Source organism: Bacillus sp. LJBV19, assembly GCF_017797845.1.
In the GTDB taxonomy this organism is placed as follows: Bacteria; Bacillota; Bacilli; order Bacillales; family Bacillaceae; genus Bacillus; species Bacillus velezensis.
In genome coordinates this window covers 194,788-208,525 of the sequence record NZ_CP072563.1, presented here as the reverse complement: position 1 = coordinate 208,525, position 13,738 = coordinate 194,788, and the positions used below count along the sequence as shown (strand labels likewise).

Sequence of the window (13,738 nt, the reverse complement as noted above, 5' to 3'; positions counted from 1 at the left end):
TTTTATTGAATTATGAATATTGAGATAATAAATGCCGCAGCCTCCGAGAAACAGGATGTCCCTGGAGAAACATGTTCCGCCCCCTATTCAATATTATTTTTGCTAAGCAGAATGGCGTAAAGTCTTACTCTCTTCCATTCTCCCTTGTATACGCCATAATCCTGCTTAACCGGCAAAAATCATACATTAATCGATAAATGCCTCATTCAGCCGCAGCAAAAGCCGGCCGAACATTTCTTTTTCATCGCCTGACCAATCGTCAAGCATATGTCGGTATCGATCAAGACGCATCTTTTTATCAGCTTTTAACCTCTGTTTGCCAAGCTTCGTAATCGCAAACAGACTGACCCGCCCGTCAGAAGGATCGGAAAAACGCTGGATCAGCTCTTTCGACTCCAAGGCCGCGGCCTGGCGTGACAATGTGGAAATATCCAGCTTAAAAGATTCGGCTAATTCCTTTACACGCGCCGGTCCGAATTCATCCAGCTGCCGTAATAACAAATACGCAGCCCTTTCCAGATGTCCGATTTTACGGTCGGAGTTATCAAGATAAACAGCTCTCCTGATAAAAGTGGTGAGCTCATATTCAATTAATTCAATCGGATCTTGTTTTGACAACAGCCTCACTCCTTACAATTGACAACAGCAATATTAGTTGTATAATACAAACATATGCACATTTACTCAGAAAACATATAGAAAGATTTTGCATACATATATTTGTATAGTACAAATATATGCGCAAAAAGTAAAGAAACATATCGAAGCATCAAGAAAGGGGGAAGCTGCTCTTCTCCAAAGAACAGCATTGTCGTGAAAGTCATACGCATCATCTTGCAAATCATTATTTTATTCGCATTTTCCTTTATCGGGGGAGCCGTTCAGCAGTTCTTTCACCTGCCCATTCCCGGAAGTATCATCGGTTTGATCCTGCTGATCATATGTTTATCGGTTAAGATCATTCCCGTCAAAATGATTGAAGACGGAGCCGGATTTTTGCTGTCTTTTCTTCCGCTATTATTCATTCCGGCCATGACGGGCGTCATCAATTACCCGTCACTGTTTTCCGCCAGCGGGGCTGCTCTGTTTCTGATCATCGTGCTGAGCACCATCGTCACAATGATCGCCGCAGGGTACGCCAGCCAGCTGTTAGAGCACAAAGCCAATCAGAGAAAGGAGAAAAAGAAGTGCAGCAAGCATGTATCGCAATCCTTATAATTTTGTTCACGGCCGCCGCCTATCTGGCTATGGTGAAATTATATGTGCGCTTTCCATATCCCTTTCTCATACCGGTTTTGACGACTACGATTTTCATTATCGCCGTGCTGCTTGTTTTTCATATTTCGTATAAAGACTATATGATCGGCGGACAATGGATCAATTCACTGCTCGGCCCCGCCGTGGTGGCTTTGGCATACCCGCTTTATAAGCAGCGCCGGGTGTTAATCAAGTATATGTTTCCGATCATCGGCGGCGTGTTGGCCGGTTTATTCTCCGGAATGGTCAGCGGCCTGCTATTTGCAGAGCTGTTCGGCATCAGCCGGAGTTTGATTTTGTCAATTATCCCAAAATCAATTACGACGCCTGTCGCCATACAGATTGCGTCCGGTATCGGCGGTGTCCCTTCCATGACAGTCGTGTTCGTGATGATCGCAGGGTTTTCCGGCGTTATCTTAGGACCGCTGCTTCTCAAGTGGATCCGCATCCGCAGCTCACTCGGGAAAGGAATTGCATTCGGGAGCGCTTCCCATGCGCTCGGCACCTCAAAAGCAATGGAGTACGGAGAATTAACGGTCTCCATGAGTTCTGTTTCCATGACGCTCTGCGCCGTGTTAGGGTCGGTCTTCGGCCCCGTCGTAGCATGGATGTTTCAAATTTAAAGCTGACGGTTCTCCGTCAGCTTTTTTCATGTGCGGATCATCTCATTTCCTTCCATTATTATGTTTCATTTGTAAGAATAATGGTAAAGTAGAAAACAAGGAGGGATTTAATGATGACCGGGACAATTCCGAAAAAGAAACTGCTGGATGGGACAAGCATTCCCGCGATCGGCTTCGGTACATACGCTCTTAATGGAAACAACGGCGTTCATGCCATTACCAGCGCCATTGATATCGGCTACCGTCTGATTGACACCGCTTATAACTATGAAAATGAAGGGACGGTCGGAGAAGCCATCAGCAGAAGCTCTGTTCCGAGAGAACAGCTATACGTGACGTCCAAGCTGCCCGGACGCTACCATGACTATGACAAAGCTGTACAAACCATCCAAGAATCTTTATACCGCGCCGGTCTGGACTACTATGACCTGTATCTCGTCCATTGGCCGAATCCGAAACAAGACCGCTACACGGAAGCATGGCAGGCACTGATTGATGCGAAAAAATGGGGCCTGATCCGATCCATCGGCGTCTGCAATTTCCTGCCTGAGCATATCGAACGGCTCGAACGTGAAACCGGCGTAAAGCCAGGCATCAACCAAATTGAACTGCATCCCGCTTTTAATCAGCAGCAGCAGCGCCAATGGCACGAAGAACAGGGCATCGTGACAGAATCATGGAGTCCGTTATCCCGCGCCGGTGAAGTATTGAACGATCAAAAACTCGGACAGATTGCGGACAAATACGGCAAAACCATTTCTCAAGTCATTTTACGCTGGCATATCCAGCTGGGCGCCATCCCGATTCCAAAATCAGCATCGCCCGAGCGCCAGCTTGAAAACATCTCCGTTTTTGATTTCTCTCTTGATGAAAACGACATGAACATCATCGACTCGCTTACCCGCCCCGACGGACGCATAAACGGCCAAGACCCGGCGGAGTATGAGGAGTTTTAAGAAAAGACATAAGGAAAAGCTGACGGCATCATTTGTCAGCTTTTTTCTCATTTTATATACGCACACCCAGCTCCCGTTTCCATTCAGAAAGCCAATCTGTATCTCCAGATCCGTATTGCCTGCTTTGGCCGACATCACGCAGAGATCCGTTTTTATACTCAATGGACAGCACCAAATCAGGAATGGTATCATAACCCGTTCTCGCAAGCTTCGTGAGCCCCTGTCCGTAATGGGCGGCCGCTTCTGCCGCCGTATGCTTCAACAAAGGATCGAGCTGCAGCGCTTCCTTATAGACGTCTAAAAGGTCACGGCCGTCTTCTGTGACGTACTTTCCGTCCACGATCTGCAAGTCTTTCAGATGATAGCCGGTCACCTCATACATTTCCCGAACGACTTGATATTTCTCATATGTTTCCGGCGTAAACTGCGAGGAGTCATCACTCCGGCTGCGAATGATGTGCGCAAACAGCTCTTTGCTGTTTTCCCCGGAGTTTAAGACGGCTTCAATCTGCTGAGTGAGCTCTTTATCGTCAGTCCCGCTCACTTTTAACAGATAATCAATCGGTGATATCGTAAATGTAAGATTCGCACCCTCCGGAATCTGAATATGATTCCGATGAAAAAGCATATCTATCTGCTGATTCACCTGCGCCCGCTGAAACACCCTTTCATTTTCGACTTGAATCTCTCCGTTGAGCGTTTCACCCCGAAACGCCGCATCACGGAAATCATAGCTCTGGGCTTTTCCCTTAAACAGCCATTCCGTTTCGTTATGATAAGCGGCCTGACGCTCTGATTCTGATAAATCACTCCTGAAATAAGGTGAATCGGCACGCTGGTATTTGTCCTTAATATAACGCAAAGGATCTGATTTTCGTTTATTGATTTCATTGATACGGCTGTATTTCTCATCAAGAATCTTGCTCGCAATATCACTCTCAGACTCATACGGATTATCAGCGTCTATTACCGTCTCATTCCCATTATCCGTAATCGTTTTCTGATTTGCAGATTGATATAAACGGGACAGGCTGCTCCCTTTCTCAGTGACACCGCTCCTTGAATAATTCATCTGGCTCAGATCGCGGGTCCCGCTTGCCTGAATCAATAAGCTGTCCGGCCCTTTTGCCGCATCTTTCCCATTTGTTTTGGAAGAATACCGCTGAAGCACTTGCTGAGCCATTACTTGATTTTTTATATAACGAGCGTTTAGGCGCATGTTTTTAACCTCCGCTTGAGATGATGTTCTAGTGTTTGTATCGGCTGTTTCCCAGTTGATTTTAACCTAAAATAACAAATGTTTACATCATGAGGGTTTTTATGTATGATGTAGTCAAAAAGGGGGATTTTTCCATGAAAAAGTATGTATCTATGCTATTTGTCAGTGCAATCGTATTATCAGGCGTATTGATTGCACCTTCAGCTTCAGCCTCAGCCTCTGCGTCTCAAAAGAACTCATCACAAATAAGCGCTATTACAGGAAATCACTCATTTGAAACTGCCAATCCAGTAGGCTACTGGAAATATAAAAATATTGATACTGCCATATTGCCGGAAGGGGAAAAAGAATCGTACTTCACTTTCACGGCAAATAAGGGAGAAAGACTCTATGTCAGGAGCTCAACAAGAAGTGAATACAAGGGAATGAGCATTGAAATTTATAATAAAAATAAAGTGCTGATCAGTAAAGGCACAGAAGTGATAAACCCTGATACGCCGCTTCCTTTTATCTATGCCATTACAGATGCGAAAGAAAACAACGAGACGTTCTACGTGAAAGTGTCCCGCGGCTCATACACTGACGATATATACTTTACACTCTCCATTTACGATCGAATCAAAACCGGAAGCGAGACCTTCTCATTCAGCGGCACGGCTGAAAATAAAGGAAATACAAGCCTCAGTTCGAATGGATCAGATTCAACTGTTCTCAGGCTCGACTTAACCAAACAAACAAGCATTCCAAAAGACGCCATAGTGAAAAGAATCAGTACCGCCGCGACTCAAACACCAAGCCAAGGAAACACAAGACACTGCATAATGTCTGAAGAAAATAAAGTGTGGCACCGCGCACTCGCAAACAGCTCCACTCAAGGAAATTACGATATCACACTGGATGATAACCTCTCAGTCTCAAGCATCTGGAATTTTAAATACAACACACTCGCAACAGCAAAATCGACTATGAAAAATGTGAAATTGAAGATTGATTATGAGTACGATGTGACAACGCAGTTTTAATTAGAAGAACAGCCGCCCATTGGGCGGGCGGCTGTCTGCTTGAAGTTTAAGTGAATTTATGAGCCCGTTCCTTGCCTTATCCTGTTGTAAATTCTTTTTTATGATAGATAGCCGCAGCAATGAAAAATGAAATGATATATAAGATAACGCCGATCATGAGATATATAATCGGGACATATAAAGAAGGATTTATGTGCAAAAATGACAGCGGTACTTGTTCTGCTGCATACCCAACGACACTTTGCAATCCAAAGGTAGCAAAAAGTCCCCCCATTGCACCTCCAATCACGATAGCATCGGATTTTTCCGGGCCTATCATGTAGAGAAGAGGATAAACGATTGCACCGGCAAAGAGAACGATGAACGTTCCAAAAGAGACAATATTTAATATGCCGTCAATTGGTTCATCAGAACCCAAGCTGTATACAAGGAAAATACCATAAGATATTACAGCTCCGATCACAACAATCAAAAGATAAAAGACATAGTGACTTTGAACAATATTTGTTCTGCTGACCGGTAAAGTCAGGACATACCTGTCATAGCCAGACTTGCTCTCATACTTTATAATCTCAAGTGCGGGCATAACGACAAACAAAATAATCAGCATAGCAACAAAACGATGCATTGAAGCATCCCCAAAATAAAAAATGACTGCTGATACCAATATGGCCAACCCCGTGTATGCAAAGAAACTTCGATAAACCAAGTAATAGTTAGTCAGTAACAGACCTCTCAATGTTTTCACTCCTCGTTAAAAAGACGCTGATTTCTTCTATGGAAATGGTGTTGGCCGTTACGCCATTCGGCAATTTCTGTTGATCCGATACAAGCACACTCCAATAAGATCCATGATTCCTTTTTGCTAGAACGATATCTTCGTCAAGCTCAGCCAATTGGCCTTCATCAACGTCTATAACAGTATAGCTTTCAAGAACCTTGTCTTTCTCTTCATTTAATAAAATTTCGCCATCTTTCATCATAATGATATGGCTGGCTATCTTCTCGACATCAGTCATAATGTGCGATGAAAGTAAAATACCGCCGTTGCTTTTACTCACAAAGCTTTTTAATTCATTTAACAGAGCATCTCTTGAAGAGGGATCAAGCCCTCCCGTTGCTTCATCCAGGAGTAATAATTTTGCATTATGCGACAAAGCAACAGCTACTGATAACTTCATTGACATGCCGCGCGAGAATGTATTTACTTTTTTGTCCATAGGTAAAGAGAAAGATTGAACCAACCGATAAAAATTGTCTTGGTCCCAAGCACCGAATAGTTTTTTAAATACATGATTCAGCTGTTTTATCGTAAGATGCGCGGGCAGATTCATCGCATCAAATACGACCCCAATATCTTCTTTGAACTTTATATGTTTATCCAGATTCTCTTTACCAAAGATTTTCACTTTACCTCTATCCTGAGAGATTAACCCTAATATCGTTTTAAATGTTGTTGATTTGCCTGCGCCGTTATCACCGATAAAACCGACAATTGATCCGGCAGGCACATTGAATGTAACATCCTTTAAAACAGCTTTATGGCCAAAAGATTTGCTGATGTTTCTGATTTCTAAAAGGTTTGACATCATTCCACTCCTATCATTGTTGTCAGGACTTTTTTAAGAATTGAACCGGATTATTGCAAAAATATTATGATTTTTATATCTAGTCGAGGTATTCATAAAGAGGCAGGAGTCGGCAAATACAACAGGGATTTTAAGGTCTTAAGCATAATGTGAAATTGCAATGGATTGAGTACGTTTATATAATGGAATATTCATGATGAAAATTGCTGGAGGTGATTACTTTCTGATGAGGCATGCACAAAAACGATTTACTAATGATTACATTTATGGATGTTAACAGGAATGCAACTCGTATTATAAAGCAGGTGTTAATCCTTTTCAATATATAAAAGGGGATTTCTTTACAAATTGCAATGAGTATGTATTTCTCATTTCCGCATTAAAAAACCCCTCTGGCTAATAACCAAAGGGGTTAAATATATTATTCCACAGTCACACTCTTCGCAAGGTTGCGCGGTTTATCAACGTCACAGCCGCGGTGCAGTGCAGCGTAGTAAGCGATCAGCTGCAATGGCACAACAGATACCAACGGAGCAAGCGCAGGGTTGACTTCCGGCAGGATGAATCTGTCGTCTGCGTCTTCTAAGCCTTTCAGCGAGATGATACAAGTGTTGGCGCCGCGGGCTGCGACTTCCTTCACATTTCCGCGGATGCTCAGGTTGACGTGTTCTTGTGTCGCAAGCGCAAAGACCGGTGTTCCTTCTTCAATCAGAGCGATTGTTCCGTGCTTCAGCTCGCCGCCGGCAAAGCCTTCCGCCTGGATGTAAGAAATCTCTTTCAGCTTCAGGGCGCCTTCGACACATACGAAGTAGTCAAGGCCGCGGCCGATGAAGAAAGCGTTTCTTGAAACAGTCAGGTACTCACGCGCAATCATTTCCATTTCGTCCTTCTGGTCGCAGAGGGCTTCCATGGCGTTTGCCGCGATACCTAATTCTTTGACCAAATCAAAACCGATATCAACGCCGTTGCGTTCTGCTGCAACGGATGCAAGGATCGCGAGGACGGCAATCTGAGCCGTATACGCTTTTGTTGATGCAACCGCGATCTCAGGGCCTGCGTGCAGAAGCAATGTGTAATCCGCTTCACGGGAAAGCGTTGATCCCGGAACGTTTGTAATCGTCAGCGCTTTGTGACCCAACGCTTTGACTTGAACAAGCACGGCGCGGCTGTCCGCTGTTTCTCCGCTTTGAGAAAGGAAGATAAAGAGCGGCTTCTTAGACAGAAGCGGCATGTTGTAAGAGAATTCACTCGCTACATGCACTTCAACCGGTACGTTTGCCCACATTTCAATATATTGTTTCCCGACAAGACCGGCATGGTAGCTCGTTCCGCAAGCCACGATATAAATGCGGTCCGCTTCCGCCACGGCGTCAGCGACATCGCCGGCCACGGCCAGTCTGCCGTTTTCGTCCTGATACGTTTGGATGATTTTGCGCATGACAAGCGGCTGCTCATCCGTTTCTTTTAACATGTAGTGAGGGTATGTGCCTTTTTCGATATCACTGGCGTCAAGCTCAGCGATATAAGACGCACGTGTCATGACTTCACCGTCAAGGTTTTTAATCACGGCTTCGTCTTTTGTCACGATCACCATTTCTTTGTCCAAAAGCTCAACGTATTCATTCGTTACTTGAAGCATAGCCATCGCGTCAGATGCCACGACGTTAAACGTATCTCCAAGGCCGATTAACAGAGGGCTTTTGTTTTTTGCAACGTAAATGGTGTCTGTGTTTTCACCGTCAAATAATGCAATTGCGTAAGAGCCTTTTAACAGAGTCAGTGTTTTGCGGAACGCTTCTTCTGTACTAAGTCCTCCCGCCACAAATTGCTCGATCATTTGAACGACTACTTCAGTGTCCGTGTCGCTTTTCAGTTCAACGTTTTCAAGATATTCGCGCTTCAGCTGAACATAGTTCTCGATCACACCGTTGTGAACAAGTGTAAAGCGGCCGAGTGCGCTTTGATGCGGGTGAGCGTTCAGGAAGCTTGGTTCGCCGTGAGTCGCCCAGCGTGTATGGCCGATTCCCGCTTGAGATTCAACCGTGTGATCCACCACTTCACGAAGGTCGGCGATGCGGCCTTTTTCTTTGTACACATGCACGCCCTGCTCATTCGCCACAGCGATACCGGCAGAGTCATAGCCGCGGTACTCAAGCTTCTCTAATCCTTTTAACAAAATCTCTTTCGCATCAAGCTGACCGATGTAACCTACAATTCCACACATATTTTCTTCCTCCTAAAGGTGCAAAAGGAGACGAAGAAAGTCAAATTACAAGGGGACTTTCAATCGTCCCCTCCCACATGTTTTTTTGGAAGATCATGTGATTTCCCTTTGTTCGGAGAGTCGCCCCTCCGGTTTGAAGAAATCCTTACGGCTGTGATCTAAATGAATCAGCCGGGAGGCATCCGCCGAAAATTCGATAACCTCCATCCTCGTCAACTAAGCCGTTTTTCGGGCGCTTAGTTCGGGCGCTGTAATTATAAAAGATGCAAACAATCCCGCCTTTCCTGCAAGTGAAAAACAAAGGCTGAACAAGCTTGATTTTACAGCATGTGCCAAGGACGGTCAATTATTTTTTGCCGCCCCGGCATCATGTTTACTACCATATTATGCTGATCGCACTTGTCTTGTTCGCTCTCTGCTTATAAACTTCGCTACTCCGCTCCCATTTCTGTCCGCACGACATCCACGATTTTTGTGACATATTCGTCACAAAGCTCTTTTGTTCTCGCTTCGGCCATCACGCGGACGAGCGGTTCGGTGCCTGACGGGCGCACTAAAATCCGGCCGTCTCCGTTCATTTCTTTTTCCACTTCAGAAATAACGGCCTTCACTTTAGCGTTTTCTTCTACCTTATATTTATCCGTCACTTTCACATTCACTAAGAGCTGCGGGAATTTTTTCATTTCATCCGCAAGTTCTGAAAGGGTTTTGCCGGACGCCTTCAGCGTATTCACAAGCATGATCGCGGACAAGAGACCGTCGCCGGTAGTGTTGTAATCAAGGAAAATAAGGTGCCCTGACTGCTCGCCGCCGACATTATAGCCGTCTTTTTTCATCGCTTCTACGACATAGCGGTCGCCGACTGCCGTTTGAACGCTTTTGATTTCTTCTTTTTCAAGCGCTTTGTAGAAACCGAGGTTGCTCATCACGGTCGATACGACGGTATCATCCTTCAGACGGCCCTCTGATTTCAAATACTTCGCGCATATGTACATGATTTGATCACCGTCGACGATGTTTCCTTTTTCATCAACGGCAATGAGGCGGTCGCCGTCTCCGTCAAACGCAAGGCCGATATCGGCGTTTTTTTCTTTGACGAAAGCACTCAGCGCTTCCGGGTGTGTAGAACCGACGCCATCATTAATGTTTAATCCGTTCGGAGACGTCCCCATTGTAGATACGTCAGCATCGAGATCGGCAAAAAGGTGCGTCGCAATGGAAGATGTCGCACCATGGGCGCAGTCAAGCGCTACATGAATGCCTGTGAAATCTTCGTCCGCCGTCTGCTTTAAAAATTGCAGATACTTTTGAACGCCTTCAAAATAATCGTTCACAAGCCCGAGGTCCGCGCCTGTCGGTCTCGGCAGCTTATCTTCCGGTTCATCCATGAGACGTTCAATCTCGGCCTCCTGCTCATCAGAAAGCTTAAAGCCGTCCCCTCCGAAAAATTTAATTCCGTTATCCTGTACGGGGTTGTGAGAAGCGGAGATCATGACGCCCGCCTCAGCATCCATGGCTTTCGTTAAATAAGATACCCCCGGCGTAGAAATAACGCCGAGGCGCATCACTTCAGCTCCGATCGATAAAAGTCCGGCGACAAGGGCTCCCTCCAGCATATGTCCGGAGATACGTGTATCACGGCCGATCAGCACTTTCGGGCGCTGCTTATCTTTGGTCAGGACATAACCGCCAAAACGCCCAACTTTAAAGGCCAGCTCTGGCGTAAGCTCGCTGTTGGCAACACCTCTTACACCATCTGTTCCAAAATACTTGCCCATTTTGTATCGCTCCTTTTTCATTCTGTTGAAGAAGAATCAGCGCTTGATCCGTCTTCATCCTGGTCTTGATTTTGATCCTGGTTTTGACTTTTATTCTGATCGCTGTCAGTGTCGTCTTCCCGGTTCTTGTTCTTGTCTTTGTCTGCGTCTCCGCTTGTGCCGTTCTTATTGCCGGAATCAGCGGAACCGCCGTTATTTTTATTTGAACTTGTGTTTTTCTTAGAAGTCAGCTTGATCTTAACCGTGTCTTTTGACAGGGACCATGTGACGTTTTGCGGGCCGTTTACTTCAAGCTTTACAGAGTGCTCTCCGTCATCCAAGTCCGAGACATTGGCATACAGTTCAATGTCCGACTTTTTCAGCGCCTTAATGTTGGCGGGAGAGCCTTTGGCCGTAATATTTATCGCCTGCGATTCAGGATCGAGAAACTCAATCTGCTGTGAGCCTCCCAGTCCGACCGTCTTGATTCCGACATTGTCAAAATCCTTTTTGTCTTCACTGTCCACTTTAACATGAAGCGTGATTTTTTCCGGTGATACCTTGGTGACACCCTTAGGAAGCGGGATATCGGCATTGATATCGGTATCTTTATCAATTTTGCCTAAATCAAGAGATACGCCGTCAATAAATTCAAGTGAATCCAGCACATCCTGCGGGCCGTAAACCGTCACCTCACTCGGATTCGAGTCAATGCTCGCAACGCTCACCCCGTCCGGAAGACTTCCCTTCCTTTCGATTTTGAAAGGAAGCTTTTTGCTCGGACTGGCTACGGGAACTGTCACTTTAATGACTGACGGTTCAACATCAACAGGAAGTGCGTTGCCGTCTTTGTCATAGACGGTCACCTTCACTTCCTTTTCAATGGTCTCATTTGCATTTTCAAGGTTCACGGATGCTTTGACAAGTGAAATGTTATCAATCACATTTTTCGAACCTGTAATCTGCACGTTTTTCGGGCTGATAATCGGCTGCTGAGGGGTGTATCCCTTTTTCATTTTGCTTTTATTGTAGTATTCAACTTCCACGGGAAAACTCTCAGCCGTTTTTTCCTGAATCGTAACCGTCGTGACTGACGGGTTAATGGAGATCGTCAGTCCGTCCGATACATTTTTCGCCTTCAATTCGACCTTATGAGTCCCGGTCTTCAGCTTATTCATATCGGCGTATATCTCAAAATTCTTCGTCTGTCTCGCCTTTTTCACCGCGCTTGTCGAGCCTTTAATCGTGACATTTACGGTCTGGGGCACGCCGGTGACGACATAGTTCGCTTCATCATAGTACGCTTTTACAGGAATATCAGTAAGCGTAGCCTCGTCAGTCGTTGATGTCGGAAAAAAGGATTCACCCGGCTTTTTCGGAGTCGGCGCCTGGTTGTTGTTAACCGCAACGTAAAGCAGCAGCGCAAAGAGCAATGCAATGATCTTTACAGCCCAGCGGTTGTTTAAGAATTTATCCATTTTTCTTGCCCCTCCAGTACCAGCGGTTAGAAGAAGTATCTCTGGCGTTCTTCTTAAACTCGGCTTCAAGCATTTCTTTCAGTGCTTCTTCCGTCAATTCTCTGTGAAGGTCTCCGTTTTTGGCCACACTGATGGCGCCCGTCTCTTCAGATACAATAATGGTTAAGCTGTCCGTCACTTCACTGATGCCGACAGCCGCTCTGTGACGCGTCCCCAGCTCCTTTGAAATAAACGGGCTTTCAGAAAGCGGCAGATAACAGGCAGCCGCCGCAATCTCGTTATTTTTCATAATGACCGCTCCATCATGCAGCGGTGTATTCGGGATGAAGATATTAATCAAAAGCTCCGAGCTGACCTGCGCATTAAGCGGGATGCCCGTCTCAATATAATCGCCCATTCCCGTATCGCGCTCAATCGCGATGAGTGCGCCGATGCGGCGTTTCGCCATGTAGCTGATCGATTTTGTAATCGCTTCAATTGTCTTATGCTGCGCTTCCTCCACGGGGGTTCCGCTCCTGGAAAAGAACCGGCCCCGTCCGAGCTGTTCAAGCGCCCGTCTCAGCTCAGGCTGGAATATAATGATGATCGCTAAAAATCCCCATGTTATCGCTTGGTCCATCAGCCACTGAAGCGTGCTGAGTCCCAAATATGAACTGGCCATCCGGACCAATACGATGACGACGATTCCTTTTAAAAGCTGAACCGCCTTCGTCCCGCGTATGACCATGATTAATTTATATATCACATACCAAACAAGGAGAATATCAACGGCATTGCCGAGGTATTGCAAAAATGGGATGTCCTCAAAAGCCATTTCCTCGTCCTCCAAGAATTCAGTCATTTCGTTTTTCTGTTATGAATTGTGCTGCATGAGCAATATGTACATCATATAGCGTGCTCATTATACCACATTTTGATTTCTCAAGTGAAATGAGCCAGCGCGGCGATGCACAAAAAAAAGAGTAAAGCGATTATACGCTTTACTCATCTTCATTCGGGTCCAAAGCGCTCACGACGCCCTGGCCCGCCGATTTCAGTTCGTACCAGACCCAGTCAAACAATTGGTTAATCTCTTCAATCTGCCCGGTGACTTGTCCGGCTGAGGCCATGTATTTTTCTCCGTTGACGACGGTCACATTGCCGTCGACTTTTCCTTCAATGAACAGCTTGCCGTTTTTTACTGTGACATCGCCTTTTACGGTCTCGCCTTCAGGGACGGTGACCGTGTGATTCTGCACGACAAGGTTCGGCTGTTTGGACACACTGAAATTGTGGTCATTATGCCAGCTGTTGAAAAAACCGCCGCCCATTAAAATCACAAAAACCGCTGCGGCTGCAATCATCGGATGAGTTTTGATCCATCGTTTTACAGAAGCGCGTTTTTTCTCTTTTGGAAGATTCGCCATAACTTTGGCAGTAAAATCAGCAGGGGCCGTGACATGCGATGTGCTTCGGACGAGTGCTACGGATTTCTCCATTTCATGAAAATGCCGTTTGCAATTCCCGCATGACTGCAAATGTTGTTTTAATACGTTTTCATCTTCAGGAAGGATATCTCCATCAAGATGCTTATGCATAAGCTGCACGATCTGTTCAGGACAGCTCATTTCATC

Annotated in this window: 13 protein-coding genes; 4 read left to right on the top strand and 9 right to left on the bottom strand. The window is 45.6% G+C overall.

Features of this window, described 5'->3' with window-relative positions; genetic code table 11:
- Positions 1-186 precede the first annotated feature (186 nt).
- Positions 187-618 (bottom strand): MarR family winged helix-turn-helix transcriptional regulator, encoded by a 432-nt coding sequence (locus J6600_RS01180; protein ID WP_014416787.1) that lies wholly within the window; start codon positions 616-618, stop codon positions 187-189.
- Positions 619-813: 195 nt separating this feature from the next.
- Between J6600_RS01180 and J6600_RS01175 the strand changes: the two genes are divergently transcribed.
- From J6600_RS01175 to J6600_RS01165, 3 genes are all read left to right on the top strand, one after another.
- Positions 814-1,218 carry a CidA/LrgA family holin-like protein gene (locus J6600_RS01175; protein ID WP_003156751.1) on the top strand — a complete coding sequence of 135 codons (405 nt, stop codon included), beginning with the start codon at positions 814-816 and terminating at the stop codon, positions 1,216-1,218.
- Positions 1,188-1,880 carry an LrgB family protein gene (locus J6600_RS01170; RefSeq protein WP_007408978.1) on the top strand — a complete coding sequence of 231 codons (693 nt, stop codon included), beginning with the start codon at positions 1,188-1,190 and terminating at the stop codon, positions 1,878-1,880. The genes J6600_RS01175 and J6600_RS01170 overlap by 31 nt, the downstream gene beginning before the upstream one ends.
- A 110-nt stretch (positions 1,881-1,990) precedes the next feature.
- Positions 1,991-2,836, top strand: a complete 846-nt coding sequence (locus J6600_RS01165) for an aldo/keto reductase (RefSeq protein ID WP_095273299.1) — start codon at positions 1,991-1,993, stop codon at positions 2,834-2,836.
- Between the two features lie 52 nt (positions 2,837-2,888).
- Here the strand turns inward: J6600_RS01165 and J6600_RS01160 are convergent, their stop codons facing one another.
- Positions 2,889-4,055, bottom strand: a complete 1,167-nt coding sequence (locus J6600_RS01160; protein ID WP_209387833.1) for a DUF4885 family protein — start codon at positions 4,053-4,055, stop codon at positions 2,889-2,891.
- Between the two features lie 134 nt (positions 4,056-4,189).
- Here J6600_RS01160 and J6600_RS01155 point away from each other — a divergent pair, with 134 nt between their 5' ends.
- The gene (locus tag J6600_RS01155) at positions 4,190-5,077 is read left to right on the top strand and encodes a hypothetical protein (RefSeq protein WP_209387832.1); all 888 of its coding nucleotides are present in this window, start codon (positions 4,190-4,192) and stop codon (positions 5,075-5,077) included.
- 76 nt (positions 5,078-5,153) lie between these two features.
- Here the strand turns inward: J6600_RS01155 and J6600_RS01150 are convergent, their stop codons facing one another.
- From J6600_RS01150 to rsiW, 7 genes are all read right to left on the bottom strand, one after another.
- Positions 5,154-5,816, bottom strand: coding sequence for an ABC-2 transporter permease (locus J6600_RS01150; RefSeq protein WP_159353721.1), 663 nt, complete (start codon positions 5,814-5,816; stop codon positions 5,154-5,156).
- Positions 5,794-6,666 carry an ABC transporter ATP-binding protein gene (locus tag J6600_RS01145; RefSeq protein WP_159353720.1) on the bottom strand — a complete coding sequence of 291 codons (873 nt, stop codon included), beginning with the start codon at positions 6,664-6,666 and terminating at the stop codon, positions 5,794-5,796. The genes J6600_RS01150 and J6600_RS01145 overlap by 23 nt, the downstream gene beginning before the upstream one ends.
- A gap of 421 nt (positions 6,667-7,087) precedes the next feature.
- On the bottom strand, positions 7,088-8,890 hold the full coding sequence (gene glmS, locus J6600_RS01140; RefSeq protein ID WP_003156758.1) for a glutamine--fructose-6-phosphate transaminase (isomerizing): 1,803 nt from the start codon (positions 8,888-8,890) through the stop codon (positions 7,088-7,090).
- A gap of 431 nt (positions 8,891-9,321) precedes the next feature.
- A complete protein-coding gene (glmM, locus tag J6600_RS01135) occupies positions 9,322-10,668 on the bottom strand; it encodes a phosphoglucosamine mutase (RefSeq protein ID WP_007408011.1) in 1,347 nt (448 codons plus the stop codon).
- 17 nt (positions 10,669-10,685) lie between these two features.
- Complete coding sequence (locus J6600_RS01130) at positions 10,686-12,125, bottom strand: CdaA regulatory protein CdaR (protein WP_021495334.1); 1,440 nt, start codon at positions 12,123-12,125, stop codon at positions 10,686-10,688.
- Entirely contained in the window at positions 12,118-12,939 is an 822-nt protein-coding gene (gene cdaA, locus J6600_RS01125) for a diadenylate cyclase CdaA (protein WP_003156763.1), read from the bottom strand. Before cdaA ends, J6600_RS01130 begins: the two co-directional genes overlap by 8 nt.
- A gap of 166 nt (positions 12,940-13,105) precedes the next feature.
- Positions 13,106-13,732 (bottom strand): anti-sigma-W factor RsiW, encoded by a 627-nt coding sequence (gene rsiW, locus J6600_RS01120; protein WP_003156765.1) that lies wholly within the window; start codon positions 13,730-13,732, stop codon positions 13,106-13,108.
- Positions 13,733-13,738: the final 6 nt, after the last annotated feature.